21 protein-coding genes and 1 tRNA gene are annotated in these 25,963 nt (G+C 69.5%); 9 read left to right on the top strand and 13 right to left on the bottom strand.

Features of this window, described 5'->3' with window-relative positions; genetic code table 11:
* The first annotated feature begins 56 nt into the window (after window positions 1-56).
* Together B9N97_RS13615 and B9N97_RS13610 are read left to right on the top strand one after the other, a co-directional pair.
* Complete coding sequence (locus tag B9N97_RS13615; protein ID WP_085087261.1) at window positions 57-320, top strand: hypothetical protein; 264 nt, start codon at window positions 57-59, stop codon at window positions 318-320.
* A complete protein-coding gene (locus B9N97_RS13610) occupies window positions 317-520 on the top strand; it encodes a DUF2283 domain-containing protein (RefSeq protein ID WP_085087258.1) in 204 nt (67 codons plus the stop codon). The genes B9N97_RS13615 and B9N97_RS13610 overlap by 4 nt, the downstream gene beginning before the upstream one ends.
* 34 nt (window positions 521-554) lie before the next feature.
* On the opposite strand, the gene B9N97_RS13605 is transcribed toward B9N97_RS13610, so the two are convergent.
* On the bottom strand, window positions 555-1,505 hold the full coding sequence (locus B9N97_RS13605; RefSeq protein WP_085087255.1) for an L-lactate dehydrogenase: 951 nt from the start codon (window positions 1,503-1,505) through the stop codon (window positions 555-557).
* A 281-nt stretch (window positions 1,506-1,786) separates the two neighbouring features.
* Here B9N97_RS13605 and B9N97_RS13600 point away from each other — a divergent pair, with 281 nt between their 5' ends.
* Window positions 1,787-4,483 (top strand): bifunctional acetate--CoA ligase family protein/GNAT family N-acetyltransferase, encoded by a 2,697-nt coding sequence (locus tag B9N97_RS13600; protein ID WP_085087252.1) that lies wholly within the window; start codon window positions 1,787-1,789, stop codon window positions 4,481-4,483.
* 318 nt (window positions 4,484-4,801) lie between these two features.
* On the opposite strand, the gene modD is transcribed toward B9N97_RS13600, so the two are convergent.
* From modD to B9N97_RS13575, 5 genes are read right to left on the bottom strand one after another with little or no spacing between them, the layout of a single operon-like run.
* Window positions 4,802-5,632 carry a ModD protein gene (gene modD, locus B9N97_RS13595; protein ID WP_085087249.1) on the bottom strand — a complete coding sequence of 277 codons (831 nt, stop codon included), beginning with the start codon at window positions 5,630-5,632 and terminating at the stop codon, window positions 4,802-4,804.
* A 14-nt stretch (window positions 5,633-5,646) separates the two neighbouring features.
* Complete coding sequence (locus B9N97_RS13590) at window positions 5,647-6,642, bottom strand: magnesium transporter CorA family protein (protein WP_085087247.1); 996 nt, start codon at window positions 6,640-6,642, stop codon at window positions 5,647-5,649.
* Window positions 6,639-7,556, bottom strand: coding sequence for a bifunctional methylenetetrahydrofolate dehydrogenase/methenyltetrahydrofolate cyclohydrolase FolD (folD, locus tag B9N97_RS13585; RefSeq protein WP_085087245.1), 918 nt, complete (start codon window positions 7,554-7,556; stop codon window positions 6,639-6,641). Before folD ends, B9N97_RS13590 begins: the two co-directional genes overlap by 4 nt.
* 1 nt (window position 7,557) lies before the next feature.
* Complete coding sequence (locus tag B9N97_RS13580; protein WP_167393303.1) at window positions 7,558-7,899, bottom strand: DUF167 domain-containing protein; 342 nt, start codon at window positions 7,897-7,899, stop codon at window positions 7,558-7,560.
* Between the two features lie 2 nt (window positions 7,900-7,901).
* Window positions 7,902-8,186, bottom strand: coding sequence for a YggT family protein (locus B9N97_RS13575; protein ID WP_085087243.1), 285 nt, complete (start codon window positions 8,184-8,186; stop codon window positions 7,902-7,904).
* A gap of 270 nt (window positions 8,187-8,456) precedes the next feature.
* Between B9N97_RS13575 and B9N97_RS13570 the strand changes: the two genes are divergently transcribed.
* A tRNA-Ala gene (locus tag B9N97_RS13570) sits at window positions 8,457-8,532 on the top strand.
* Window positions 8,533-8,784: 252 nt separating this feature from the next.
* Here B9N97_RS13570 and B9N97_RS13565 read toward each other — a convergent pair.
* From B9N97_RS13565 to trpB, 5 genes are all read right to left on the bottom strand, one after another.
* Window positions 8,785-9,711, bottom strand: coding sequence for a restriction endonuclease (locus tag B9N97_RS13565; RefSeq protein WP_085087241.1), 927 nt, complete (start codon window positions 9,709-9,711; stop codon window positions 8,785-8,787).
* A gap of 95 nt (window positions 9,712-9,806) precedes the next feature.
* Complete coding sequence (locus tag B9N97_RS13560) at window positions 9,807-11,168, bottom strand: bifunctional folylpolyglutamate synthase/dihydrofolate synthase (RefSeq protein WP_085087239.1); 1,362 nt, start codon at window positions 11,166-11,168, stop codon at window positions 9,807-9,809.
* A 34-nt stretch (window positions 11,169-11,202) separates the two neighbouring features.
* On the bottom strand, window positions 11,203-12,207 hold the full coding sequence (gene accD, locus B9N97_RS13555) for an acetyl-CoA carboxylase, carboxyltransferase subunit beta (protein WP_085087237.1): 1,005 nt from the start codon (window positions 12,205-12,207) through the stop codon (window positions 11,203-11,205).
* A gap of 155 nt (window positions 12,208-12,362) precedes the next feature.
* Window positions 12,363-13,208, bottom strand: coding sequence for a tryptophan synthase subunit alpha (gene trpA / locus B9N97_RS13550; RefSeq protein ID WP_085087235.1), 846 nt, complete (start codon window positions 13,206-13,208; stop codon window positions 12,363-12,365).
* Window positions 13,205-14,422, bottom strand: a complete 1,218-nt coding sequence (gene trpB, locus B9N97_RS13545; RefSeq protein ID WP_085090565.1) for a tryptophan synthase subunit beta — start codon at window positions 14,420-14,422, stop codon at window positions 13,205-13,207. Before trpB ends, trpA begins: the two co-directional genes overlap by 4 nt.
* Before the next feature lie 239 nt (window positions 14,423-14,661).
* On the opposite strand from trpB, the gene B9N97_RS36745 reads away from it, so the two are divergent.
* Window positions 14,662-15,522 (top strand): response regulator, encoded by an 861-nt coding sequence (locus tag B9N97_RS36745; RefSeq protein WP_085087233.1) that lies wholly within the window; start codon window positions 14,662-14,664, stop codon window positions 15,520-15,522.
* Between the two features lie 15 nt (window positions 15,523-15,537).
* Here B9N97_RS36745 and B9N97_RS13535 read toward each other — a convergent pair whose 3' ends face one another.
* Both B9N97_RS13535 and B9N97_RS13530 read right to left on the bottom strand, forming a co-directional pair.
* Window positions 15,538-15,747 carry a cold-shock protein gene (locus tag B9N97_RS13535; RefSeq protein WP_014249082.1) on the bottom strand — a complete coding sequence of 70 codons (210 nt, stop codon included), beginning with the start codon at window positions 15,745-15,747 and terminating at the stop codon, window positions 15,538-15,540.
* A 288-nt stretch (window positions 15,748-16,035) separates the two neighbouring features.
* Window positions 16,036-17,457 (bottom strand): sigma-54-dependent transcriptional regulator, encoded by a 1,422-nt coding sequence (locus tag B9N97_RS13530; protein ID WP_085087231.1) that lies wholly within the window; start codon window positions 17,455-17,457, stop codon window positions 16,036-16,038.
* A gap of 237 nt (window positions 17,458-17,694) precedes the next feature.
* Between B9N97_RS13530 and coaBC the strand changes: the two genes are divergently transcribed.
* The 4 genes from coaBC to B9N97_RS13510 all read left to right on the top strand — a co-directional run bounded on the left by coaBC (window position 17,695) and on the right by B9N97_RS13510 (window position 25,962).
* Entirely contained in the window at window positions 17,695-18,927 is a 1,233-nt protein-coding gene (gene coaBC, locus B9N97_RS13525) for a bifunctional phosphopantothenoylcysteine decarboxylase/phosphopantothenate--cysteine ligase CoaBC (RefSeq protein ID WP_085087229.1), read from the top strand.
* Window positions 18,928-19,099: 172 nt separating this feature from the next.
* Window positions 19,100-19,555 carry a dUTP diphosphatase gene (dut, locus tag B9N97_RS13520; protein WP_085087227.1) on the top strand — a complete coding sequence of 152 codons (456 nt, stop codon included), beginning with the start codon at window positions 19,100-19,102 and terminating at the stop codon, window positions 19,553-19,555.
* Window positions 19,556-19,638: 83 nt separating this feature from the next.
* Window positions 19,639-23,490, top strand: coding sequence for an ATP-binding protein (locus B9N97_RS36740; RefSeq protein WP_085087225.1), 3,852 nt, complete (start codon window positions 19,639-19,641; stop codon window positions 23,488-23,490).
* A 261-nt stretch (window positions 23,491-23,751) separates the two neighbouring features.
* Window positions 23,752-25,962 (top strand): PAS domain-containing sensor histidine kinase, encoded by a 2,211-nt coding sequence (locus B9N97_RS13510; RefSeq protein ID WP_244560708.1) that lies wholly within the window; start codon window positions 23,752-23,754, stop codon window positions 25,960-25,962.
* Window position 25,963: the final 1 nt, after the last annotated feature.

Below are 25,963 nucleotides of genomic sequence, written 5' to 3'. Positions count from 1 at the left end.
CGGCGTCGGTGACCTGACGCCGGCCGATTTGCGTTTACCGGAGAATGACGAGAGCCATGGCCGAACCGGAGCGACTTCCTCCGCCGCCGTTCTGGCGAACCCGGTATTTCGCCTTCGACGTATTGCCACGCCGTCCCGATCTCGATCCCTTGGAGATCAAGCGCATCATCGCGCGGCCGGAAGCGCGCGTCGTCCAGACCGATGGCCGCATCCGTCTTTATGGGTACTCGGAAACGCTCCGCTGCTTTCTGCGCGTCGTGCTATTGTCGGACGGCGTTACAGTTCACAATGCGTTTCCTGACGAGCAATACACGTCATGAAAACCAGCTATGACCCCGGTACCGACAGTCTCTATATCGAGGTTCGTCCGCTGCCGTCGAAACGGACGGTCGAGGTCGAACCGGACGTGATGGTCGATTACGGTGCCGATGGCGAACCGGTCGGCTATGACATCCAGCACGCCTCAGCCAAAACCGACCTGATCGGACGCCTGATCCTGATGCCGATGGCAGCCGAATAAGGCCGCTCGGCGAATGGTCGTTCCCGGGTTGGCCTCAACTGCTCCAGCCCATCCGGCGCTCCACCCCGTCCGCCGCCTCCTTCAGGATCTCGGCGCTGTGGCGGAGTGCCGATTCCTCCTCCGCCGACAGGTTGGGCAGCACGGTGTCGATCACGCCGCCGGCGCCGATGACGCGCGGCAGCGACAGCACCACCTGCGGGACGCCGCAGACATCGTCGGTCAGCATGGCGCAGGTCGTCACCAGCCGTTCGTCGGCGCCGATGGCCGAGACCAGCCGGGCCAGCCCGCCGCCGATGCCGAAGGCGGTGTGGCCCTTGCCGTTGATGATGCGGTAGGCGGCGCGGCGCACCCCCTCGTCGATGGCGGCGCGGTCCTCCGCCGTCAGGCTGCGGCGGAGTTGGGCGGCCGCCTGCTCGACGGACAAGCCGGCGACGGTGGCGCTCGACCACAGCAGAACCTCCGAGTCGCCATGCTCGCCGACCACATGGGCGTGGACGGAGCGCGGCGTCACCGCCAGTTGTTCCGCCAGCAGGGCGCGGAATCGCGCGGTGTCCAGCACGGTGCCGGAGCCGATGACCCGGCTGCGCGGCAAGCCGCTGATGCGGGTGGCGATCTGCGTCATCACGTCCACCGGGTTGCTGGCGACCAGCAGGACGGCGTCGGGGGCGGCCTTCAGCACCTGCGGGATGATGGCGCCGAACACCTTGGCGTTGCGCTCCAGCAGTTCCAGCCGCGTCTCGCCCGGTTTCTGGGCGACACCGGCCGACAGCACGACCACCCCCGCCCCCTCCAGCGCGGCATAGGAGCCGGCGCGGACGGTGACGGCATGGGTGAAGGGCACGGCGTGGGCGATGTCCTGCGCCTGGGCCTGGGCCAGCGCCTCGTTCATGTCGACCAGCACGACCTCGCTCGCCGCACCGGTGGTCACCATGGCGAAGGCGGCGGTGCTGCCGACGAATCCGGCCCCGACGATTCCGACCTTCATGAACAGGCTCCTTTGCGCAGGTTGACGACTGGTCCGGGAGACAGCTTGGCGGCGGTCGGCGTCCCGCCGCAAGAGCGCATCGGACCGCTTGCGGGCTTTGGTGGGCGGTTTTGCATAGGCGCGACGAAACGCCCCCTTGCCCAATGGTCATACCAGCCCGTAATGTTGCGCCGCAGCAAATGGCAGGGATGAAAGTCCGGGCCGGCGCTGTTCGTCATCAAAACCGTCGGCATCCCGTGGCAGACTGGGGCCGGCGCCTTTTCCCAGCACCGGATCCGGTCATGACCGTTCGCAACCTCGACAAGCTGTTCAAGCCCGCCTCCATCGCCCTGATCGGCGCCAGCCGCAAGCCCGGAACGGTTGGGGCCGTGGTGGCCCGCAACCTGTTCCAGGCCGGGTTCGACGGGCCGGTGATGCCGGTCAACCCGACGGAGCGGGCGGTGGAAGGGGTGCTGACCTACAAGACGGTGGACAGCCTGCCGATCACGCCGGACCTGGGCGTCATCTGCACCGCGCCGGCCACGGTGGCGGCGACCATCGACGCGCTGGGCAAGCGCGGGACCAAGGCCGCCATCGTCATGACCAACGGCATGTCGGCCGAGCAGACACAGGCGATGCTGGACGCGGCGAAGCCCTATCTGATGCGGGTGCTGGGGCCGAACAGCCTGGGCGCCATGGTGCCGGGCCGCGGCATGAACGCCAGCTTCGCGCCGGTGGCCCCGCGCAAGGGCGACGTGGCGCTGGTGGCGCAAAGCTCCATGGTGCTGACCTCGGTCGCCGACTGGGCGACGTCGCGCGGCATCGGATTCTCGCATCTGGTGTCGCTGGGCGACCGCGGCGACGTCGATTTCGGCGACCTGCTGGACTATCTGGCCTCCGACGTCACGGTGCGCGCCATCCTGCTCTATATCGAGAGCATCACGCATGCCCGCAAATTCATGTCGGCCGCCCGCTCCGCCTCGCGCCAGAAGCCGGTGATCGTCATCAAGGCCGGCCGCTCCGACGAGGCGCAGGAGGCCGCGGCGTCGCACACCGGGGCGCTGGCGGTGTCGGACGCTGTCTATGACGCTGTGTTCCGCCGGGCCGGCGTGCTGCGGGTGAACGATCTGGCCGAGCTGTTCGACGCCGCCGGGACACTGGGCACCGGGGTGCCGATCACCGGCGACCGGCTGGCGATCCTGACCAACGGCGGCGGCATGGGCGTCATGGCCACCGACAAGCTGATCCAGGCCGGGGGCCAGCTGGCCGCCCTGGCGCCGGAGACGCAGGAGGCTCTGACCAAGGCGCTGGGACAGCCGCCGACGGGCGCGCCCTTCCGCAACCCGCTGCGCATCGGCGCCGACGCCACGCCCAAACGCTATGCCGAGGCGCTGAACGCGCTGATGCAGGACACCGGCAACGACGCGGTGCTGGTCCTGCACTGCCCGTCCGCCCTGACCGACAGCGAAGCCATCGCCCAGGCGGTGGCGGAAACCGTGCAGGCCAACAAGGCGCGCCGCCACCCGGTGCTGACCAGCTGGATCGGCGACCAGTCGGCGATGGAAGCGCGCAAGCTGTTCGCCGACAGCCGCATCCCGACCTACAACGGTCCGTCCGACGCGGTGCGCGCCTTCATGCATCTGGTGCGCTACCGCCGCAGCCAGCAGCTTCTGATGGAAACCCCGCCGTCGGTGGCGGAGGATTTCCAGCCCGACGAGATCACCGTGAAGAAGGTGGTCTCCCGCGCCATGGCCGAGAAGCGCGAGTGGTTGAGCGAGTATGAGGCCAAGCGCGTGCTGGCCGCCTACGGCATCCCGGTGGTCGACACCCGCGTCGCCGAAACGCCGGAGGAGGCGGCCAACGCCGCCCGCGTCATCGGCGGCCCGATCGCGCTGAAGATCCTGTCGCACGACATCACCCACAAGTCCGACGTCGGCGGCGTCGCGCTGGGCCTGACCGGCCCGGAGGACGTGAAGGCGGAGGCCGAGGCGATGCTGGGTCGCGTCGCCGAACTGGCGCCCGACGCGCGGATCGAGGGCTTCACCGTGCAGGAGATGGCCGTCCGCCCCGACGCCTATGAACTGATCGTCGGCATGACCGAGAACGAGATGTTCGGCCCGGTCCTGCTGTTCGGCGAGGGCGGCATCGGCGTGGAAGTGGTGGAGGATTACGCGCTGGCCCTGCCGCCGCTGAACATGAAGCTGGCGGCCGAGCAGATGAGCCGCACCCGCATCCACCGGCAGTTGCAGGGCTACCGCTCGCGCGCGGCGGTCGATCTGGACGCGGTGGCGCTGACCCTGAACAAGGTCAGCCAGCTGGTGGTCGATTTCCCCGAGATCGCGGAGATGGACATCAACCCGCTGCTGGCCGACGCCGACGGCGTGCTGGCGCTGGACGCCCGCATCAAGGTCGGCGTGCCGGCGCTGGCGGGAGCGGCACGGCTGGCGATCCGGCCCTATCCCAAGTCACTGGAAGACCGCATCACCATCAAGGACGGCCGCCAGTTCTTCGTCCGCCCGATCCTGCCGGAGGATGAGCCGCTGGTGCACCATCTGGTGGAGAACCAGACGGCGGAAGACCTGCGCCTGCGCTTCTTCGCCCCGCTGAAGCGGCTGTCGCACCAGGCGGCGGCGCGGCTGACCCAGATCGACTACGACCGCGAGATGGGGCTGATCGCCGTCGGTCCCGACCCGCAGACCGGCGACACCATCATGTATGGCGTGGTGCGCATCACCGCCGATCCCGACAACCGCCGCGCCGAATATGCGGTGATGGTGCGGTCCGACATGAAGGGCCAGGGGCTGGGCTATATCCTGATGAACAAGATCCTGGATTACGCCCGCTCGCGCGGCATCAAGGAGGTCTATGGCGAGGTTCTGCGCGAGAACACCAACATGCTGAACATGTGCCGCGCCCTGGGATTCGTCCGCAAGGAGAACCTGGACGAACCCGGCGTGGTGGAGGTCCGCATCGAACTGGGCGGCGGGCTGGCGGCCTGAGGGTTTCTATACCGGCGGTTGACTATCGGATGAGATGAGGCAATATCAGGCTTGGCGGACAGGGGCGCCTATCCCCTGCCCGCCGGCCCGATCCTTACCGGTAGAGGTCAAGCAACCGCTTGACGATCTCCAGAACGAGGATCAGGAGCTTGAGGATTTGCGACATCCTCTTCACTCCTCGTAAGCGGCGGGGATGGCGGCCAGTCCGCCATCCCGTCCGCGCCGCCACTGTGGCGCACGCATAGGTATTGCGGAACCGCCTTCATTCGCAAAATCAAGATTGTGAAGGGCTGCGACGCGCCGTCGCGGGCTTCGGCCTTACGCCGGCCCCAGCACCACCTTCACATCGGCAGGCTGCCCGAAGAAGGGTGCCGAGGTGATCAGCAGGCGGCAGCCGGCAGCGGCATAGGCGGCGGCGTTCGCCTCGGTCACGCCGCCAGCCGGGGCGACCACCGGCGGCGGGGTCAGGTGCCTTGTCGCCCCGATCACCGCGCGGGCGGCGTCGGGCGGCAGCTTTTCCAACTGGATCACGTCGGCGCCGGCCGTCGCGAAGGCCACCGCCTCCTCGACAGATCCGACCTCGACCACGATCTTCTTTTCCGGGGCCTTGCGGCGCAGCGCCGCGATCCACGTCTCCACCGGTTCGCTCAGAAAGGCACGGTGTTCGGGGAAGACCAGCAGCGTTTCCGACAGGCCCAGCCGGTGCATCACCGCCCCGCCCGCCTGCACCGCCTTGACGCTGAGGTCCTTGGCACCGGGAAAATTCTTGCGGGTGCAGGCAACGGTGACGCCGGGAGCGGCATCGACGATACGCCGGGCGCGGGTGGCGATGCCGGAGGCATATTCCACCAGGGTCTGCGCCACTTTCCAGGCCCGATGCAGCGACCCGGCCGGCCCGTCCGCCTCAAGGAAGACCGCGCCGGCCTCGACGGCGGTGCCGCTGGGCTCGACGCGCCGGATGCGACCACCGGCCTTCTCCACCAGCCGCGCCGCCTCCTCGGTCCCTGCAAGCACCATGGCGCCGCGGGCGGCGAAGCTCATCCGCGCCGGACGGGCGGCGATGCCCAGAGCATCGGTGGTCAGGTCGCCGTAGGGAACATCCTGCGCCAGAAGCGCGTCGAGGGCGGCGTCGGGCAGGATGGTCGTCATCGGAATTTCCGTTATTAAAGCCAGCCGCGCCGGCGGAAGTACCAAAGCGGGACCACCGCCGACAGCACCATCAGCAGGATGGCCATGGGATAGCCGAAGTCCCAGTCCAGTTCCGGCATGTGCTTGAAGTTCATGCCATAGGCGGACGCGATCAGCGTCGGCGGCATCAGCGCCACCGAGACGACCGAGAAGATCTTGATGATGGCGTTCTGTTCGATGTTGATCAGGCCCAGCGTGGCGTCGAGCAGGAAATTCGCCTCGTGCGCCAGGAAGCCGGCATGTTCGGTCAGGGAGCGCAAGTCGCGCGTCATCGTCTTCAGCGCTGTCTTCTGTTCCTTGTTCAGCCGGCCGCCGCTGACCGAGGTCATGAACACCACCAGCCGGTCGAGCCCGGCCAGGCTGTCGCGCACCTTGTGGGTCAGGTCGCCGGCCCGGCCGATGCCGCGCAGCACGTCCTGCAGTTCGTCCGGCTTCTTGGCCGCCTTGCCGAAGCCGCCGCCGTCCAGCGAATCGTCGAACACACGGGCCGACAGTTCGTCGATGCGGCCGCCGACCAGCTCCAGCACGTCGGCGACCCGGTCGATCACCGCGTCCAGCAGACCGAACAGCGCGCTCTCCCCCGTCGCCAGCAGTTCCGGCTGGCGGACGCAGCGGGCGGCGAAGGTGATGACCGGCAGGGGTTCGGTGTAGCGCAGCGTGATGAGATGGCGCGGGGTCAGCACGAAGGTCAGCTCGCCCTGCTCCGGATGGGGCGAGGTGGCGCGCGAGATGATGGGAGAGGTCATGTAGATCCCCTCCCCCTCGACATAGAGCTGGCTGGAGGCCTCGATCTCCTTCATCTCCTCGCGCGTCGGCAGATCGCAGCCGGTCAACGCGCCGACATGGGCGCGCTCCGCTTCGGTCGGACGCAAGAGGTCGATCCAGACCGCGCCGCCCGGCAGATCCTCGCCGTGTTCCAGCGGCTGGCGCACCACCCGCCCGTCTTCGGCACGGGCGTGGACGGTGATCAACGCGCAGCCCCCAGGCTCGCCTCTTCCGGTACCGGCGCGCCGGCAGCGCGGCAGGCGGCGGCCAGCGTGTTCAGCATCAGGCAGGCAATGGTCATCGGGCCGACGCCGCCGGGGACGGGCGTGATGGCGCCGGCGACCCTCACCGCCTCGTCGAAGGCGACGTCGCCGACCAGCCGGGTCTTGCCCGGCTCCGCCGCCGCGACGCGGTTGATACCGACATCGATCACCGTGGCGCCGGGCTTGATCCAGTCGCCGCGCACCATCTCCGGCCGGCCGACCGCCGCCACCAGGATGTCGGCGCGGCGGCATTCCGCCGGCAGATCCACGGTGCGGGAATGGGCCATCGTCACCGTGCAGTCCGCCTGCAGCAGAAGCTGGGCCATCGGCTTGCCGACAATGTTGGAACGGCCGAGCACCAGCGCGCGCTTGCCCTTCAGGTCGCGGCCCAGCGTGTCGCGGATCAGCAGCAGGCTGCCCAGCGGGGTGCAGGGCACGATGGCGCCCGGCTGGCCGGTGGCGAGCAGGCCGGCATTGACGACGTGAAAGCCGTCGGCGTCCTTTTCCGGGACGATGCGGGCAAGCACCTTCTGGCTGTCGATGTGCTTGGGCAGCGGCAGCTGAACCAGGATGCCGTGCACCGCCGGATTGGCGTTCAGCCGGTCGATCAGGGCCAGCAGGTCGGATTCGGCCATGTCGGCCGGCTCGTGATGGTCGAAGCTGTTCATGCCGAGTTCGACCAGCGCCCGCTCCTTGGAGCGGACATAGACCTGGCTGGCTGGATCCTCGCCCACCAGCACGACGGCCAGACCGGGGGTGACGCCATGGCTGGCCTTCAGCGCCGCCACACCATCCGCCACCCGCGCACGCAGGCCGGCCGCAAAGGCCTTGCCGTCGATGATCTTCGCGTCCGCCATGCTACTCTCCACCCTCGCTACCCACATCGTCGATCAGGGGCGACAGCCGGGCCAGCAATGCCGCCGGGTCGCCCGCCACATGCAGAATCTTGTTCCGGTCGGTGGCGCCGGCCACCACCGTCAGGCTGGTCTTGGGCAGTTTCCATGCCTTCGACAACAGTTTTATGACGGCCTCGTTGGCTTTGCCGTTTTCCGGCACCGCCGTGACCGCCAGTTTCAGGACCCTCCCCCCGCCGGCGGTGTCGGCCGTCCCGGTCACCGCGTTGCGCGACGCCTTGGGTGTCACCCGGAGGGCGATGCGCAGGCCGTCGGCGACCGCCTCGATGGGGGAGGAGGACGCCACGGTCAGAAGCGCGGCCAGTATTGCGCCATCAGGTTCTGGATGAAGGAGATCGCCAGTAGCACGACGATCGGCGACAGGTCCAGCCCACCCATGTTGGGCAGGACGCGGCGGATCGGGCGCAGCACCGGCTCGGTGATGCGGTACAGGAAATCGCCGATCAGATAGACCGCGCGGTTGCGCGTGTTCACCACGTTGAAAGCCACCAGCCAGCTGAGGATCGCCGACAGGATCAGGACCCAGAAGAACAGGTCCAGGATGGTGTTGATGAGCAAATACAGCGCGATCATGCCGGGCCAGCTCCAGTGCGGTTTTTGCGACGGCCGCGCGCAGAGCGTTGCGCTGCGGGCGCCAGCCTTTTCCGGGCACCCTAAGCATAAGCGCGGAGACCTGTCCAGTACGGCGGCCCGCAGATCGGCCGAGCGGCCTGCGGCGGATCGGCCGTCCTACGCCCTCCCGCGCCCACTTCATTTTTTCTGAATCAAGCGCTTGACAGCACCCCCCGTGATGGACAATATCCGCGCCACGCCGGGGCGACGAAGACGCCACGGTGTGAGTGTGGGGCCGTAGCTCAGCTGGGAGAGCGACGCGTTCGCAATGCGTAGGTCGGGAGTTCGATCCTCCTCGGCTCCACCATTTTACCCTTCTTTCCCGGAAGGGTGAGACAACTCGATGGATCGTCCGCGGGCGTTGCCGGGAAGGCATCTGGCCCGCTTTTTTGTGTTTGGGCGTCAGGCCGGCGGCAGGTTTTGCCGATCGCCCATGGCCCTCCAGGAAGCCCGGCATTGCCCCTCTCCCTGGTTGCCTGCAAAATATGAATTTGAAGGCAACTCGTCGAGGAACCTTGTAGACGAAGCCTATAGCCTCCCGGTGGTTCCGGTCCCATTGCTACTCGAAGAAATCTTCGTCCACCCTCTTGATATGCATGGTCTCCTCGATCCTGCACCCAACCCCGTGGCGGATCATCAACTTGGCGAGTTGGATGCCGTCGATCAGCACGATGCGGGTGCCAAGCCGGTCTGCCGTCTCCCGGGCCGACGCAGTAAAGGCGGAGGTGGTGACGAACAATCCCTTGGTTGCCTTGAACAGGTTCAGGCTTCCAAAGAAGTCGCGAATCGCTCCCGCTCCGACGGTGTTGCCGTCAGCGTACCTTTTGGCTTGGACATAAACGCGATCCAGCCCCAGCGGATCCTGGTCGATGACGCCATCGACCCCGTCATCACCGGACTTGCCGACCAGTGCCTTGTCGAGATCCGTCACAGACCCCCCATAGCCCATAGTGACCAAGAGGCGGACGACAGTCTTCTCAAAGAATGCTGGCGTTCCTGAGCGAACCCTTTGGAGGATTTCTTCTGCCAAAGACGCTTCAATACGCAGGTATGCCTGTCGCATCACCTCATCGGGGGTCAGAGGACTCTCAGTGACCGGCAGCACCACCTCGGCAACACCCGAAGCGTCAGCTATCTCGGTTTCACCGTCGCGGAAGCCCTTGAAGCTAGGAAATTGCTCAAGAAAACGAATGGTAATCCGCTCAGGCGGTGCCCTCAGCACGTCGCGTCCCGCTGGGGTGATGCGGAAATGCGCCCGCCGCGTCAACTCCACCAACCCGGCCTTGCTGAGATAGCTCTTCGCCCAATGGACCCGGTTCGCAAAGGTCGTTTGCCGTCCCGAGGGCAAAAGGTGGGCTCGCTCCTCGTCGGTCAAGCTGAACGTATCGGCAAGCCGGTCCACCACATCGCCGATGCGGACCTCGCCGCCATCGACAGCGGTTTTCAGCACAGGCAGCATCAGAGTCTGGAAATCAGGAATAGCCATCACTGGTCCGGGATCGCTTCGGAGGTGCATAAAGATCGGGCCACTTTACCAGATCGCGTACACTCTGCGAGAAGCAATCCCAGACGTGGGGATGATCAGCCGTTCTCCGCCAGCACCGAACCGGCGAGGTAGAGCGAACCGCAGATCAGCACACGCGCCGGACCACTACGGCCCGCCACCAGATCGGCTAGGGCGGCGCCCACACTGTCCGCGGCGCCGTGGTCGCGAATGCCGCAGAGCTTGGCGGTCTCGCAGGATTCCTCGGCGGTGAAGCTGGCCTCCTCGCCCGGGATCGCCACCGCGCGCAGGGCATGGGTGAAGGGAGCCAGCGGGCCCAGGAACTCGAACGGGTCCTTGCTGGACAGCATGCCGTAGATCAGCAGAAGCGGCAGGGCCGGGCCGCCGTCCGATCCTTCGTTGGACTGCTGGCCGCGCGACCAGTCGACCGCCTGACGGGCCAGAACCTCGCCGGCGGAATCGTTGTGGCCGCCGTCCAGCCACAGTTCCCAGCCCGGCGGCAGGCTCGCGGCCAGCGGGCCGCGGGTCAGGCGCTGCAGGCGCCCCGGCCATTCGACGGTGGCGAGGCCCCGGCGCACCGCGTCGTCGTCCACCGCCAGCGGCAGATGGTCGAGGCAGGCGATGGCGACGCCGGCGTTGGTGATCTGGTGGACGCCGGCCAGCCCCGGCATCGGCAGGTCGAGCTTGCGCTTCGCGCTCTCGAAGCGGAAGCCGTCCGGACGCTCCTCCACCGACCAGCTCTGGATCGGTGCGGCGATGGCGTTGGCGCGCAGCTTCAGCACCCTCAGCGCGTCGGCTTCCGGCTGCGGGGCCAGCACCACCGGGACGTGGGGCTTGAAGATGCCAGCCTTCTCGCTGCCGATCTCCAGCAGCGATTCGCCCAGGAACTGGCGGTGGTCGTAGGAGATGCGGGTGACCGCCGTCACCGCCGGCTTGTCCACCACGTTGGTGGCGTCCAACCGCCCGCCCAGCCCGGTTTCCAGCAGGACCACGTCGGCCGGCACCCGGGAGAAGGCGAGGAAGGCGGCGACCGTCGTCACCTCGAAGAAGGTGATCGGATTGCCGGCGTTGGCAACCTCGCATTCCTCCAGCAGGGCGGCCAGATGGTCGTCGTCGATCAGCCGGCCGGCCAGGCGGATGCGCTCGTGGAAGCGGACGAGGTGCGGCGAGGTGTAGACATGGACGCGGTGGCCGGCCGCCTCCAGCATCGCGCGCAGGAAGGCGACGGTCGATCCCTTGCCGTTGGTGCCGGCGACATGGACCACCGGCGGCAGCTTGCGCTCCGGATGGTCCAGCGCCGCCAGCAGACGGTGCACCCGGTCCAGAGACAGGTCGATGACCTTGGGATGAAGCCCCTTCAGCCGGTCCAGCACCGGGTCGGAACGGGTCGCAGCCGGCCCGGCAGGCGGGTTGGCGAGCGGAAGGGCGGCGTCGGTCATGATCGTCTCTGGTCGGATGGGCAGGGGGTGCCGGTCAGTCGTCGCCGGCCTGGACGGGAGCCGCCGGCTGGGCGGCGGCAGGCTGCGTCGCGACCGGTTGGGCCGCCGTCGGCTGCGCGGGGAGCTGGGCCGGCTCGCCGTCGGCCGCCTGGGCGGCGGACAGGTCGATGTCCTCCGCCACCGCGTCGAGGCGCGGCGTCATCAGCAGGCCGATGGTGCGGACCAGCGTCGGACGCAGGTCGCGGCGGTGGACGACCATGTCGACCATGCCGTGCTCCATCAGGTACTCGGAACGCTGGAAGCCTTCCGGCAGGGTCTCGCGGATCGTGCTCTCGATCACGCGGGCGCCGGCGAAGCCGATCTGCGCACCCTTCTCGGCGATGTGGATGTCGCCCAGCATGGCGAAGCTGGCGGTGACGCCGCCGGTGGTCGGATCGGTCAGCACGACGATGTAGGGCAGGCCGGCTTCCTTGACCATCTCCACCGCAATGGTGGTGCGCGGCATCTGCATCAGCGACAGGATGCCTTCCTGCATGCGCGCCCCGCCCGAAGCGGGCACGACGATCAGCGGCGCGTTCTTCGCCACCGCCAGACGGGCGGCGGTCAGCAGCCCTTCGCCGACGGCGATGCCCATCGACCCGCCCATGAAGCCGAAGTCGAAGGCGGCGACCACGGCGGCATGGCCGCCGATGCGGCCCTCGCCCACCACGATGGCGTCGGTGCGGCCGGTCTTGGTCTGGGCCTCCTTCAGACGGTCGGTGTAGCGCTTCTGATCGCGGAACTTCAGCGGGTCGGCGACCGACTTCGGCAGCTCGACACCCTCATAGGCGCCGTCGTCGAACATCGACTCCAGCCGCTTGACCGGGTCGAGCCGCATGTGGAAGCCGCAATGCTGGCAGACGTGCAGGTTCTCTTCCAGCTCGCGGTGGAACAGCATCGACTCGCAGCTCGGGCACTTGTGCCAGAGGTTGTCGGGCACTTCCTTGCGGGCGTAGAGCGCGCGGATCTTGGGACGGACGTAGTTGGTAAGCCAGTTCATGGAACGCCTTTCAACGACATGGCGGTACGCCGAAGCCCGGCGCCGGCTGGACATCGGGTCCGTGCCGCACCGGGCTCTTCAGCCGTTCGTCGCCATGAGCGATCGTGTTGCAGGTGTCGTAAAGCGGTTTGCCGCCGTTGTAAACCGTCCGTCCCTCAGCCCCGCGCCGCGCGCACGCCCTTGGCCAGTTCGCCGACGAAGCCCAGCACATCCTCGACCGTCCCCGGCTTGACACCACCGGACGCGTCCAGCCCGTCGGCCAGACGGGTCACGATGGCGGAGCCGACCACGGCGGCGTCGGCGACGCGGGCGACCTCGGCGGCCTGATCCGGCGTCTTGATGCCGAAGCCGACGGCGACCGGCAGGTCGGTGTGGCGCTTCAGCCGGGCGACCGCCGCGTCGATGGCGGTGTTCGACGCGCTGGCGGTGCCGGTGATTCCGGCGATCGACACGTAATAGACGAAACCGGAGGTGTTGCGCATCACGGCCGGCATGCGCGCCTCGTCGGTGGTCGGCGTCGTCAGGCGGACGAAGCTGACGCCGGCCTTCAGCGCCGGGATGCACAGCTCCTCGTCCTCTTCCGGCGGCAGGTCGACGACGATCAGGCCGTCCACCCCGGCCTCGCGCGCGGCCGCCAGGAAGGGCTCCACCCCATAGGCATGGATCGGGTTGAAATAGCCCATCAGGATGATCGGGGTGTCGGCGTCCAGCTTGCGGAAGCCGCGCACCATCTCCAGCGTCTTGCGCACCGTCATCCCGGCCTTCAGCGCGCGCAGCGAGGAGGCCTGGATCGCCGGGCCGTCGGCCATCGGATCGGTGAAGGGCATGCCCAGCTCGATCAGGTCGGCGCCGGCGGCCGGCAGGCCGTTCAGCACCGCCTGCGACACGGCGGGATCGGGGTCGCCGGCGGTGATGAAGGTGACCAGACCGGCGCGTCCCTCCGCCTTCAGCGCGGCAAAACGGCGGGCGATGCGGCCATCGGCCAAAATGTCGGCACTCACAGTTCCACTCCCAGATGCTTGGCGACGGAGAAGATGTCCTTGTCGCCGCGGCCCGACAGGCACAGCACCATCAGGTGGTCCTTGGGCAGTTTCGGTGCGCGCTTGATCACCTCGGCAAGGCCGTGGGCGGATTCCAGCGCCGGGATGATGCCCTCCGTGCGGGCGCAGAGCTGGAAGGCGTCCAGCGCCTCCTGGTCGGTGGCGTAGGCGTATTCGACGCGGCCGACGTCGTGCAGCCAGCTGTGCTCCGGCCCGATGCCGGGATAGTCGAGACCGGCGGAGATCGAGTGGCCTTCCAGGATCTGGCCGTCCTCGTCCTGCAGCAGATAGGTGCGGTTGCCGTGCAGCACGCCCGGACGCCCGCCGTTGATCGAGGCGGCATGGTCGAGCGGCCCCTTCTCGATGCCGCGGCCGGCGGCCTCGACGCCGACCATCTGCACCGACGGATCGTCGAGGAAGGGATGGAACAGGCCGATGGCGTTCGACCCGCCGCCGACGCAGGCGACCAGGCTGTCGGGCAGGCGGCCTTCCAGCTCCTGCATCTGGGTCCGCACCTCGTCGCCGATCACCGACTGGAAGTCGCGGACCATGGCGGGATAGGGGTGCGGGCCGGCGGCGGTGCCGATGATGTAGAAGGTGTCGGCGACGTTGGTGACCCAGTCGCGCAGCGCCTCGTTCATCGCGTCCTTCAGCGTGCCGCTGCCCGAGGTCACCGGGCGGACCTCGGCGCCCAGCAGCTTCATGCGGAAGACGTTGGGCTGCTGGCGGGCGATGTCGGTCTCGCCCATGTAGATGACGCAGGGCATGTTGTAGAGCGCGCAGACCGTCGCGGTCGCCACGCCATGCTGGCCGGCGCCCGTCTCGGCGATGATGCGGGTCTTGCCCATCCGCCGGGCCAGCAGGATCTGGCCGATGCAGTTGTTGATCTTGTGCGCGCCGGTGTGGTTCAGCTCCTCGCGCTTGAAGTAGATCTTGGCGCCGCCCAGCTGTTCGGTCAGACGCTCGGCGTAATAGAGCGGGTTGGGCCGGCCGACATACTGCTTCAGCTGCTGGCGCATCTCGCCTTCGAAGGCGGGATCGGCCCGCGCCTCGCGATAGGCCTTCTCGACCTCCAGGATCAGGGGCATCAGCGTCTCGGCGACGAAGCGGCCGCCAAAGATTCCGAAATGCCCGCGCTCGTCGGGACCGGAGCGGTAGGTGTTCAGTTTGGTCATCGTCTGCGGCACTGCCTGAAGTCGAAGGGAAGCTGCTGTCGGTCGGGCGGCACATCCGGTCCGGACGCCGGCCAAGCGCGACACCATACCGGCGGGACGCGCCGATTTGAAGCGCCGGACGGCCGGTCTCCACGAAATCGGCCCCCCATGCATACAGTCCGCATAGATGGAGCGGGGCTTTGCAGCGGCAAGGCCGCGCCCTTACACTGGCCCCTCCTTTCTTGTGGAGCCTCCTTCCGATGACCGAGCGGACGCCGCCGTCGCTTCTCCCCACGGATGTTCAGCCGGTCCCCTGCCGGATTCTGGTGGTGGAGGACAGTCCGCTGAACCAGATGCTGGTCACCGCCATCCTGGCCCAGGCCGGCCACCGCGCCGAGACCGCGAACAACGGGCTGGAGGCGGTGATGGCGGCGCAGGCCGGCGGCTATGACCTGATCCTCATGGACCTGTCGATGCCGGAAATGGACGGCCTGACCGCCACCCGGCTGCTGCGCGACCTGCCGGGGCCGGCCGGCCGGGTGCCGGTGGTCGCCATGACCGCCGACACCGACGAGGCCGACCGTGTCCGCTGCCAGGACGCCGGCATGAACGACCATGTCGCCAAGCCGGTGGACCGGGCGGTGCTGCTGGAAACGGTGGAGAAGTGGCTGCGGGCGTCGTCGGCGCCGGGACTGTCGGCCGGCTTCGGCCCCTGCGCTCCGGCGGTGCCGGCGGCGGCGGGCGAGGTGCTGGACCGCGAGGTGCTGGCGCAGCTGGCCCAGGATCTGGAGGCGGAACTGCTGGCCGACGTGCTGCGGCAGTTCGTGGAGGAGACGCGGGAACGGGTGGCGCGCATCGCCGGGGAGACCGACCGCGCCGTTCTGACGCGCGAGGCGCATACGCTGAAAAGCACCGCCGGGACCTTCGGCGCCCGTGCCCTGTGCAGCGCCGCCCGCGCGCTGGAGATGGCGTGCCGGGCATCCGTTGCGGAACCGAAGGGGGCAAGGGGAGAAGAGTCGGGAGACGGGGCGGCGGACGCGGTGGAGAGGCTGCGCGGCGAGATTCCCCAACTGGCCGGGGACGCCATCGCGGCCTACCGCGCCGCCGGATATCCGGTCTGACTCAGGTCGGGCGGGTCACTCGACGACGCTGATGTTCACCGCGGAATCCTTGCCGTTGGTGCCGCGGGCGACCTCGAACTGGACGCGCTGGCCTTCCGACAGGGCATGCAGGCCCGAGCGCTGGACCGCGGTGATGTGAACGAACACGTCCTTCGAACCGGCCTCCGGCGCGATGAAGCCGTATCCCTTGGTGGTGTTGAACCATTTGACGGTGCCGTTTGTCATGGGCCTCCCCCTAGTCACTGCGAAGCGGGTCTTTGCAAAGCACATGGGTCCGGGATCGCCGGCATCGGCCGCGCCGTGAGGCCTGCCGGGCAAGCGGAACCAAGACATTGTGCGGGGAGGCTAGCCGCATGCTGTGGTTGCGGGCAATTCCATCTCACGGCATAGGACAAACGATGATCGACTTGGGAGTGGAATTACGACCAAGGCGGCAACGCTTTGTCGAAGGGTATTAGCCCGTTTCTTGCAGCGCCGTGAGAGCCGACAAGAAATCCTTTCTGAAATAAAGGCTTAGATTTTCCCTTCCGCCTGCCAGGCCAGACGCTTGCGGTAGATCGTCGAGGCGCTGATCTGCAGCAGGGCGGCGGCGCGCGGGATGTTGCCGTCGCAGGCGGCGATGGCGTCCTCGATGGCGTCCTTCTCCACCTCCCACAGCGGCTTGATCGAGTCCGGGGAGGGCGGGATATGCGGGCGCGGGGCCGAAAGAGCGCCGGCCGGCGCGACGGCGGCGGCGGCATGGACCGGCAACGGCTGCGGCGTGCCGAGCGGCGGCGGCAGCATCTCCGGCGTCACCGTGTCGCCGTCATGCAGCACCGCGACGATGCGCACGACGTTCTGCAATTGGCGGACGTTGCCCGGCCAGTGGTAGTGGCGCAGGGCATGCTCCGCCTCGGGCGAGAAGCGGGTGAAGCCCTTCTTCTCCTCCTTCGCGAACTCCGCCAGATAATGGCGGGCGATCTCCAGCACGTCGTCCTCGCGCTCGCGCAGCGGCGGCAGGTGGATGGGAATGACGTGCAGGCGATAGTACAGGTCCTCGCGGAACCGCCCCTCCTCCACCTCGCGCAGGGGATCGCGGTTGGTGGCGCAGACGATGCGCAGGTCGACCTTCTCCAGCTTCGACCCGCCGACGGGGGTGAAGGTGCCGGTCTGGATGAAGCGCAGCAGCTTGGTCTGCAGGTCGGGCGCCAGCTCGCAGATCTCGTCCAGGAACAGGGTGCCGCCGTCGGCGCGGGCCGCCGCGCCCTCGCGGTCGGACACCGCCCCGGTGAAGCTGCCCTTCACATGGCCGAAGATCTCGCTTTCCATGAGATCCTTCGGGATGGCGCCGCAGTTGATGGCGATGAAGGGGCGCGCCGCGCGCTGGCTCTGGCGGTGGATCGCCTCGGCGCAGACCTCCTTGCCGGTGCCGGATTCGCCGGTGATGAAGACGGTGGCGCGCGAGGAGGCGGCGCTGTCGACGATGCGGTAGACCGCCTGCATCGCCAGCGACGAGCCGATGAAGCCGTGGTAGCGGGCGCGGTTCAGGTCCTTCTCGAAGGTGTCGACCAGTTGGGCCAGCCGCAGCCGCTCCATCGCGTTGCGGACCGTCACCACCAGCCGGTCGGCGGAGAAGGGCTTCACCAGGAAATCATAGGCGCCGTAGCGCATCGCCTCCACCGCCGCCTTCACCGAGCCGTGGGCGGTGATGACGATGACGGCGCAGGGCAGCGCCTGGGCGTCGATGCGCTTCAGCACCTCCATCCCGTTCATGTCCGGCAGTTGCAGATCCAGCAGCACGACCATCGGCGCGCCGCCGTTCAGCTGAGCCAGCGCGTCGGCCCCCGTCTCCACCGAGATGACGGTGTGGGATTCCTTTTTCAGGTATTCCGCATAGACACGGGCCAGCGACGGCGTGTCTTCGATCAGCAGGACGGGAATGGAACCTGGCGGCATGCTGTGGGTGACACGCGAAGGGTGGGGACGGAACAGCCCCTATTGTCTAACAGATAATTCTGAAAATCCCACCGTTACGCGCATGGCCGACAGCACGAACACATCGAAATCGCCACCGGACAGAGTGTGTCGCGGCGCCGCCGCTTGCCGGAGGCGGCGCGATGAACTATCAGCAGCGGGCAGGAGACATCGGGAAACGGGCGCCTGAAAACGGGCGGCGGGAAGAGGGGGTTCGCCATGGCCGATCACGCCATTCTGGCCGGCAAGCGCGTGCTGCTGGTCATCGCCGGCGGCATCGCCGCCTACAAGAGCCTGGAACTGATCCGCCGCCTGCGCGAACGCGGCGTGACGGTGCGCGCGGTGCTGACCGAGGCCGGCGCCCGCTTCGTCACCCCGTTGTCGGTACAGGCACTGACCGAGGATACCGTCTACCGCGACCTGTGGTCGCTGACCGACGAGTCGGAGATGGGCCACATCCGCCTGTCGCGCGAGGCCGACCTGCTGGTGGTGGCGCCGGCCACCGCCAACCTGCTGGCGCGCATGGCCGCCGGCATGGCCGACGATCTCGCCGCCACCGTTCTGCTGGCCACCGACAAGCCGGTGATGGTCGCCCCGGCGATGAATGTGCGCATGTGGCAGCATGCCGCGACCCAGGCCAACATGGCACTGCTGGAAAGCCGCGGCGTGCTGCGCGTCGGCCCTAACGACGGGGTGATGGCCTGCAACGAATACGGCCCCGGCCGCATGGCCGAGCCGATGGAGATCGTCGACGCCATCGCCGGCTTCTTCGCGGCGGAGGCGAACCGTCTCCAGGGGCCGCTGGCCGGCCGCCGCGCCATCGTCACCAGCGGCCCGACGCACGAGCCGATCGACCCGGTGCGCTACATCGCCAACCGCTCGTCGGGCAAGCAGGGGCACGCCATCGCCGCGGCGCTGGCGGCGCTGGGGGCCGAGGTGACGCTGGTCAGCGGCCCGACCCGGCTGCCCGACCCCGCCGGCTGCCGCGTCACTCATATCGAGACGGCGCGGGAGATGCTGGCGGCGTGCGAGGCGGCGCTGCCGGCCGACATCGCGGTCTGCGCCGCCGCAGTGGCGGACTGGCGCGTCGATGGTGCGTCCGACCGCAAGCTGAAGAAGGACGGCGGCGGCCCCCCGGCTCTGGCCCTGACCGAGAATCCCGACATCCTCGCCACCCTGTCGCAGCCGGGCGAGCGCCGCCCGGCGCTGGTGGTCGGCTTCGCGGCGGAGACCGGCGACGTGCTGGCCTATGCCACCGCCAAGCGCGCCCGCAAGGGCTGCGACTGGATCGTCGCCAACGACGTCTCCCCCGGCACCGGCACCTTCGGCGGCAGCGACAACACCGTCCACCTGATCCGCGCCGACGGGGTGGAAAGCTGGCCGACCATGCCCAAGGACGCCGTCGCCACCCGGCTGGCCGAGGCGGTGGCGGCGTTTTTCGCGGGGAAGTAGCGTCTACTTTGAGCCCCCACTCTGCGGTGCCCCCACCCTAACCCTCCCCCGCTGGGCGGGGGAGGGGATTGATGCTGATGCAGAAGAGCGGCGGCAGTCCCTCCCCCGCCCAGCGGGGGAGGTTAGGTGGGGGCAATCGTAAGCCTGAACGTCAACACCACAGGACCCACCCATGCCCCCCACCGTCGCCTTCCTCCGCCTGCCCGGCAACGACGACCTGCCGCTGCCTTCCTACGCCACCGACGGAGCGGCCGGGTTCGACCTGCGCGCCGCGGTGCCGGCCGATGCTCCCCTCGTGCTCGATCCCGGCAAGCGGGTGCTGGTGCCGACCGGCTTCGCCGTCGGGCTGCCGGCGGGGTGGGAGATGCAGATCCGGCCGCGCTCCGGGCTGGCGGTGAAGAATGGCGTCACGGTGCTGAACACGCCGGGCACCGTCGATTGCGATTACCGCGGCCCGGTCGGCGTCTGCCTGATCAATCTCGGCGAGGAGCCCTTCACCATCGCCCGCGGCGACCGCATCGCCCAGGCGGTGATCGCCGAGGCGCCGCAGGCGGTGCTGGTCGAGGTCGACTCGCTGGACGAAACCGCACGCGGCGCAGGCGGCTTCGGCTCCACCGGCGTGGCCTGACTTCCCGCTCCCCCACCCCGCTTTCTATGGCATGATCCGTGGGCCGACAGGCATAAGGAACGGCAGCGGGCGAGGGGGTGGGCATGTGGGGTCCCCGGCGGAGCGTGGCGTTCCGCATCCTGGCGGGGTTGACGGTCATCGGCGGGCTGGCCGCGGCGACCAGCGTCGTCGCCGTTTCGCTGTTCTCGCGCTTCCACCAGGGCTACGAGCAGATCGCCACCGCCAAGGTGCCGGGGCTGGTCGCCGCCGCCCAGCTGGTGCAGCAGAGCGGCGCCGTAGCCGCCATCGTCCCGGCCCTGGTCGCCGCCCCCGACCAGGACGCGCGCGATGCGGTGATGGCGCGGATGGACGGGCAGCTGGCAAGGCTGGAGGAGCTGACGGCTCGGCTGATCGCTCTTGGCAGCACCGGGGGCGGCCCCGGGGCCGTCACCATGCGCCATACCGACCGGGCCGGGAACGGCCGCGCGGATCTGGCCGAACTGGACCGCCGCAAGAACGAGCTGGTCGGCACGCTGCTGACCCTGAACGCCCAGGTCCGGCAGCAGTTGTCCCTGAGCGCCGAGACCGGGGCCCGCGCCCAGGCGCTGGCCGCCCTGACCGCCCGGCTGGCGGCGGCCGGCACGCAGGAGGCCGACGCATCATGGCCGATGGAACTACGGGCCGGCCTGCCGGATGCGGAGGCGGCGGACCGCGGCCGCGCGGCGCTGGAACGCTGGCGCCGTGAACTGACCGGGGCGGCGACCACGCTGCTGGCGGCGCTGCGGGCAGAGGGCGACAGCCAGCGCGACAGCAACGGCGACGGCCAGCTAGACCGCCTCCGGGCCGACAGCCGCGCCGCGCTGGACCGGGCGGCCGAGGCGCTGGCCCTGCTGCCGGCCGACCGGGCGGCGCGGCTGGAGCCGCTGCAGCGCGAGGTGGCGGAGCAGGCCTTCGGTCCATCCCCCCTGTTCGCTCTGCGCGAGGCGGAGCTGTCGCTGCAACGGGCGATCAAGCGGTCGACGGCGCGCAACCAGGCGGTTTCCGACCAGCTGGTCGGCATCGTGTCCGACTATTTCCTGGCGGTGGAGCAGGACGTCGCCCGCCGTTCCGACGAGTTCGAGCGGGTGATCCGCGACGGCAAACGGGCGGTGATCGCCATGGCGGTGCTGTCGATCCTGGGGGCCGCCGCCATATTCGCCTACATCCACCGCAACGTGGTGGCGCGGCTGCGCCGGCTGCGCAGCGCCATGCAGGCGGTGGAGACGGCCGAGCCGGCAGGGATGTCGGTTTCGTTGCCCGACCTGGACCTGCCCGCCGTCACCCCGGCCGGCAGCCGGGCCGGCAGCCGGGCCGAAAACGAGGCCGGAAGCAGGGACGAGATCGGCGAGATGGCCCGCGCGCTGGCCTATTTCGTCACCGCCATCCGCGCCCGCGAAAGCGCGCTGGCCGAGGGCGAGCGCCGGCTGCGCACCATCCTGGAGCAGAGCCCGGTCGGCGTCTCCATCCGCCGCGCCGACGGCACCGTCGCCTTCGCCAACGCCCGCGCCGCCGAACTGGCCGGCCGGCCGCTGGAGGAGTTCGTCGGCAGCCGCCACGCGCCGGTCCTGCCCGCCGGGTTAATCGGCCAGGGCAGCCGGGAGCCGGAGAGCGGCGGCGTGCTGGTGCGCGATGCGGAGGCGGCGGTGGTCCGTCCCGACGGCAGCCGGGTCTGGGCGCTGAAGACGCTCCAGCGCACCAGCTTCGAGGGCGAGCCGGCGGTGCTGGCCTGGAGCTACGACATCACCGCGCGCAAGCAGGCGGAGGAGGCGCTGCGCGCCGCCAAGGAGCAGGCGGAGATCGCCGCCCGGTCGAAGGCGGAATTCCTGGCGACGATGAGCCACGAGATCCGCACGCCGATGAACGGCGTGCTGGGCATGCTGGAGCTGATGGCGCTGACCCCGCTGGACGAGGAGCAGCGCACGCTGGTCTCCACAATGCGGGACAGCGGGGCGGCGCTGCTGCGGATCATCGACGACATCCTGGACCTGTCGAAGATCGAGGCCGGGAAGCTGGAGCTGGAGGACCTCGACCTGCGCCCGGCGGAGCTGGTGGAGGGGGTCGCCGACCTGCTGGCGCCGCAGGCCCACCAGAAGGGGCTGGCGCTGATCTGCGACATCGACCGCTCGGTGCCGGATCGGCTGCGCGGCGATTCCGGCCGGCTGCGCCAGATCCTGTTCAACCTGACCGGCAACGCCATCAAGTTCACCGACCGCGGCCGGGTGGTGCTGCGCGTCCACGCCGACGATCCCGACCCTTCCGACCCTTCCGACCCGGCCCGAACCCATCCAGGGGGCCCGGACCATGTCCGCCTGCATGTGGCGGTGGAGGACAGCGGCATCGGCATCGGGCCGGAGGGGCAGGCTCGGCTGTTCCAGCCCTTCAGCCAGGCCGACAGCTCCACCACGCGGCGCTTCGGCGGCACCGGGCTGGGTCTGGCGATCTGCACCCGGCTGGTCGAGCGGATGGGCGGGCGGATCGGCGTCTCCTCGGCGCCCGGCCGCGGATCGACCTTCTGGTTCACGGTGGAGCTGCCGCGCGCGGCGCCGGCGCCCGCCTTGTCACCCGCTCCGGCGCCGCTGGACGGCCTGTCCGTTCTGGTGGTCGACGAGGACGAGGTGCAGCGCGCGGTGCTGGCCCGCTACCTGGAACAGGGCGGCGCGACCGTGACGACCGCCGCGATGATGGCCGACGCCGCATCGAAGCTGGGACGCGGAGGATTCGGGCTTCTGGTCACCACCACGGCGCTGGCCGGGCGGCTGGAGCCGCTGGCCGGCGCCCGCTGTCCCGGCCTGCCGCGGCTTCTGCTGGGCGACGGCAGGACGGGCGGCGGCATGGCGGTCGCCTCTCCCCACGCGGTTTCGGGCCAGATGGCGGGACTGGTGCAGCCGGTCCACCGCACCGCCCTGATCCGCGCCGCCGCGATCCTGACCGGCCGCTGCGCGCCCGATGCCGCCGGCCCCGCCGTGGAGGCCCCCTGCCTGCCGTCATGTCCGCCGCCCTGTCTACCATCGCCGGTTCCCGCCGATCCGGGTCCGATCCTGGTGGCGGAAGACCACCCGACCAACCAGCAGGTCGTGCTGCGCCAGCTGCGCCGGCTCGGCTATGCGGCGGAGCTGACGGCCGACGGCGAGCAGGCGCTGGCGGCGTGGCGGCGTGGACGGCACCGGCTGGTCATCACCGACTGCCACATGCCGGTGATGGACGGCTATGAACTGGCCCGCCGAATCCGGGCGGAAGAGGACGGCCAGCGGGAAGGGGGGCAGCGGGAAGGGGGGCAGCGGGAAGGGGGGCAGCGGGAAGACGGGCAGCGGGAAGGGGGGCAGCGGCACACCCCCATCGTCGCCATGACCGCCAACGCCCTGTCCGGCGAGATGGAACGCTGCCTTGCCGCCGGCATGGACGATTACCTCGCCAAACCGGTGACGCTGGCGCAGCTTGCGCGCGTGCTCGCCCGCTGGCTCGCCCCCCGCATGGTCCCGGAGCTGCGGACGCCGGAGCCGCAGCCGGCGCCGGAGGCGGAAGAGGCGCTGCCGGTGCTCGACCTCGACCATGTGCGCGAGACCTTTGGTTGCACGGAAGGAAGCAGCCTGGATGCCGGCACGCTCGACATGATGGACTTCTTCATCGAGACGACGCGCCCCACGCTGGAGCGGGTGCGGCAGACCCTGGACGCCGGGGAGATGGAGGAGGCGCGGGCCGCCGCCCATTCGGCGGCGGGCGCGGCGCGGACGGCGGGCGCGCGGGCGCTGGCCGCCGCCTGCACCGCACTGGAACGCGCCATCGTCGAGGAGCGCGCCTCCGATGTGGAGCGGCACGCCCGCGCGATGGCCGCCGCCTTCCCGAAGGTCGAAAAGGCGATTCACGACCTGCGCCACACGAAAGAGACGGTGCCCAGCCCGGAAGAGACCATGGCGTAACCGGACGTGCCGGAGCGAAAACTACCTGGGCGGGAAGGAAATCTCGAAAAGGCGCAAAGCGGACGGCTGTTCGCTTGTCGGTGGGAGAGGGCTGAACTACTCTGCGCTTCTTGATTCATTTCGACAGATTCGGCCGGGCCAGCGACAAGCCCGGCGGTCCCGGGGGTGAAAAGCGTGGTCGGTCTCGCTGGCTTCTTTTGGAACAAGGAAACCCGGCGCCAAGCCGATCACGCTGCCGCAGACCGTGACCGATGGCGGGCCATGCTGGCCGCCGCGCCGCATCCCTGGTGCGCCTGGACCGACCAGGGCGACAGCGCGTTATCGGACGAGGCGGCGACCCTTCTGGGCATCTGCAATGCCGACGACCTGACCGTTTGCCTGACGGCGCCGGAATTGGCCCCCGCACTCTCCCGCCTGCGCCGGGACGGCGAGCCCTTCCGCTGCGAGGCGGCGGCGTCCGATGGGCGGCGGCTGGTGCTGACCGGCCGTCGCGGCCAAGCCGGCGATACCCATTGCGACGTGGTCTGGATCGAGGATGTGACCGTCGCCCGCGACGCCGCCAACGACGCCACACGGCGTCAGGAGCAGGCGACCGGAGCCGCGCGCTCCCGCCTTGCCGAGCTGCAGGCGATGGCCGATGCGCTGCCTGTCCCGGTGTGGATGCGCGACCGCTCGCTGCGGCTGTCCTGGTGCAACCGCGCCTATGCCCGCGCCGTCGACGGCGACCCCGACACGGTGGTGGCGGAGGGGCGTGAGCTGACCGCCGCCGGCCGCGCGCTGGCCGAACGGGCGCGCGGCGGCGGCTTCGCCCAGTCCGACCGCGCCCCGGTGGTGATCGGCACCGAACGTCGCCTGCTGGAGGTGACGGAGGCGCCGCTGCCGCTGACCGACGGCGGCGGCACGCTGGTGGTCGGCTATGCCCTCGACCTGACCCCGCTGGAGGAGCTGCGCGGCGAGCTGGACCGCCACCTGACCGCCCATGCCGAGGTGCTGGAGCGCTTGGGCACCGCCATCGCCATCTTCGGCCCCGACACCCGCCTGACCTTCTTCAACCAGGCCTATGCCCGGCTGTGGGAGCTGGACGAGGCTTGGCTGCGCACCGAGCCGACCAACGCCGAACTGCTGGAGGAGCTGCGCGCCCGCCGCCGCCTGCCGGAATATGCCGACTACCAGACCTTCAAGCGCGAGCGGCTGACCCGCTACACCCATCTGGTGGAGCCGGTGGAGGAGATGCTCCACCTGCCCGACGGCACGACGCTGCGCCATCTGGCCGCGCCGCACCCGCAGGGCGGGCTGATCACCATCCTGGAGGACGTGACCAACACGCTGGCGCTGGAATCCTCCTACAACACGCTGATGGCGGTGCAGCAGGAGACGCTGGACAATCTGGCGGAGGGCATCGCCGTGTTCGGCGGCGACGGCCGGCTGAAGCTGTCCAACCCGGCCTTCGCCCGCATCTGGGATCTGGCCGACGGCGACCTGCACGGCGAACCGCACATCGCCGACGTCATCGAGCGCATGCGCCCGCTGCTGGAGATGCCGTCAATTGACAAGGGAGCCGACAGGGGGCCCGACAGGCCGGGCGAGGCCGCCACCTGGGAGGCGGTGAAGGAGGAGCTGATCGGCGCCACGCTGGAACGCAGCGTCCGCTCCGGCCGGGTGGAGCGCAGCGACGGGTCGGTGGTGGAGTTCTCCACCCTGCCGCTGCCCGACGGCGCGGTGCTGAACAGCTATCTCGACGTCACCGACGGCGCCCGGCTGGAGACGGCGCTGCGCGCCTCCAACGCCGCGCTGGAGGCCGCCGACCAGTTGAAGAGCGAGTTCATCGCCAACGTCTCCCACCATCTGCGCACACCGCTGAACGGCATCATCGGCTTCGCCGAGATGCTGGCGAACCAGTATTTCGGCGAGCTGAACGACCGCCAGATGGAGTATGTGCGCAGCATGCTGACCGCCGGCCAGCGCCTGCTGGAACTGATCGACGACGTGGTCGACCTGACCAGCCTGGGGGCCGGCGTCACCACGCTGGACCGCGGCGCGGTCAACCTGCCCGACCTGCTCGAGTCGGTGGCCGGCCTGACCCGCGACTGGGCACGGCGCGAGGGGCTGCGGCTGGAGGTGGTGGCGCCGGAGGCGCTGGGCGAGATGGAGGGCGACGGCAAGCGGCTGAAGCAGGCGCTGTTCACCCTGGTGGTGGGCGCCATCCGCCACCCGCCGCCCGACCGCCGCATCCGCTTGGGCGGCGAGCGGCTGAACGGCAGCATCACCCTGTCGGTCAGCGGCGCCGCGGCGCCCGACGCCGACCCGCAGGGTGCGGCGGCGCTGGGCGTGTCGCTGGCCCGCAACGTGGTTGAGCTGCACGGCGGCCGGCTGGAACTGGACGAGACCGCCGCCGCCGGGGTCTACCGCAACGCCCATGTCCGCTGCATCATGCCGGTGCGGGCCCCGGTGAACGGGGTGAAGGGGGAGTAAT

Source organism: Azospirillum oryzae (assembly GCF_900177515.1).
GTDB classification, from domain to species: Bacteria; Pseudomonadota; Alphaproteobacteria; order Azospirillales; family Azospirillaceae; genus Azospirillum; species Azospirillum oryzae_A.
This window is presented reverse-complemented; position numbering and strand designations above follow the sequence as displayed.

Excerpts from the sequence above, each read along its gene's own strand:
- dut (WP_085087227.1), top strand. The coding sequence starts at position 19,100 with ATGCCCCCCACCGTCGCCTTCCTCCGCCTGCCCGGCAACGACGACCTG.
- B9N97_RS13535 (WP_014249082.1), bottom strand. The coding sequence starts at position 15,747 with ATGACAAACGGCACCGTCAAATGGTTCAACACCACCAAGGGATACGGC.
- B9N97_RS13610 (WP_085087258.1), top strand. The coding sequence starts at position 317 with ATGAAAACCAGCTATGACCCCGGTACCGACAGTCTCTATATCGAGGTT.
- B9N97_RS13605 (WP_085087255.1), bottom strand. The coding sequence starts at position 1,505 with ATGAAGGTCGGAATCGTCGGGGCCGGATTCGTCGGCAGCACCGCCGCC.
- coaBC (WP_085087229.1), top strand. The coding sequence starts at position 17,695 with ATGGCCGATCACGCCATTCTGGCCGGCAAGCGCGTGCTGCTGGTCATC.
- B9N97_RS13565 (WP_085087241.1), bottom strand. The coding sequence starts at position 9,711 with ATGGCTATTCCTGATTTCCAGACTCTGATGCTGCCTGTGCTGAAAACC.
- B9N97_RS13560 (WP_085087239.1), bottom strand. The coding sequence starts at position 11,168 with ATGACCGACGCCGCCCTTCCGCTCGCCAACCCGCCTGCCGGGCCGGCT.
- B9N97_RS13615 (WP_085087261.1), top strand. The coding sequence starts at position 57 with ATGGCCGAACCGGAGCGACTTCCTCCGCCGCCGTTCTGGCGAACCCGG.
- modD (WP_085087249.1), bottom strand. The coding sequence starts at position 5,632 with ATGACGACCATCCTGCCCGACGCCGCCCTCGACGCGCTTCTGGCGCAG.
- B9N97_RS13510 (WP_244560708.1), top strand. The coding sequence starts at position 23,752 with ATGCTGGCCGCCGCGCCGCATCCCTGGTGCGCCTGGACCGACCAGGGC.
- B9N97_RS13600 (WP_085087252.1), top strand. The coding sequence starts at position 1,787 with ATGACCGTTCGCAACCTCGACAAGCTGTTCAAGCCCGCCTCCATCGCC.
- trpB (WP_085090565.1), bottom strand. The coding sequence starts at position 14,422 with ATGACCAAACTGAACACCTACCGCTCCGGTCCCGACGAGCGCGGGCAT.
- B9N97_RS36745 (WP_085087233.1), top strand. The coding sequence starts at position 14,662 with ATGACCGAGCGGACGCCGCCGTCGCTTCTCCCCACGGATGTTCAGCCG.
- B9N97_RS36740 (WP_085087225.1), top strand. The coding sequence starts at position 19,639 with ATGTGGGGTCCCCGGCGGAGCGTGGCGTTCCGCATCCTGGCGGGGTTG.
- B9N97_RS13575 (WP_085087243.1), bottom strand. The coding sequence starts at position 8,186 with ATGATCGCGCTGTATTTGCTCATCAACACCATCCTGGACCTGTTCTTC.
- accD (WP_085087237.1), bottom strand. The coding sequence starts at position 12,207 with ATGAACTGGCTTACCAACTACGTCCGTCCCAAGATCCGCGCGCTCTAC.
- B9N97_RS13530 (WP_085087231.1), bottom strand. The coding sequence starts at position 17,457 with ATGCCGCCAGGTTCCATTCCCGTCCTGCTGATCGAAGACACGCCGTCG.
- folD (WP_085087245.1), bottom strand. The coding sequence starts at position 7,556 with ATGGCGGACGCGAAGATCATCGACGGCAAGGCCTTTGCGGCCGGCCTG.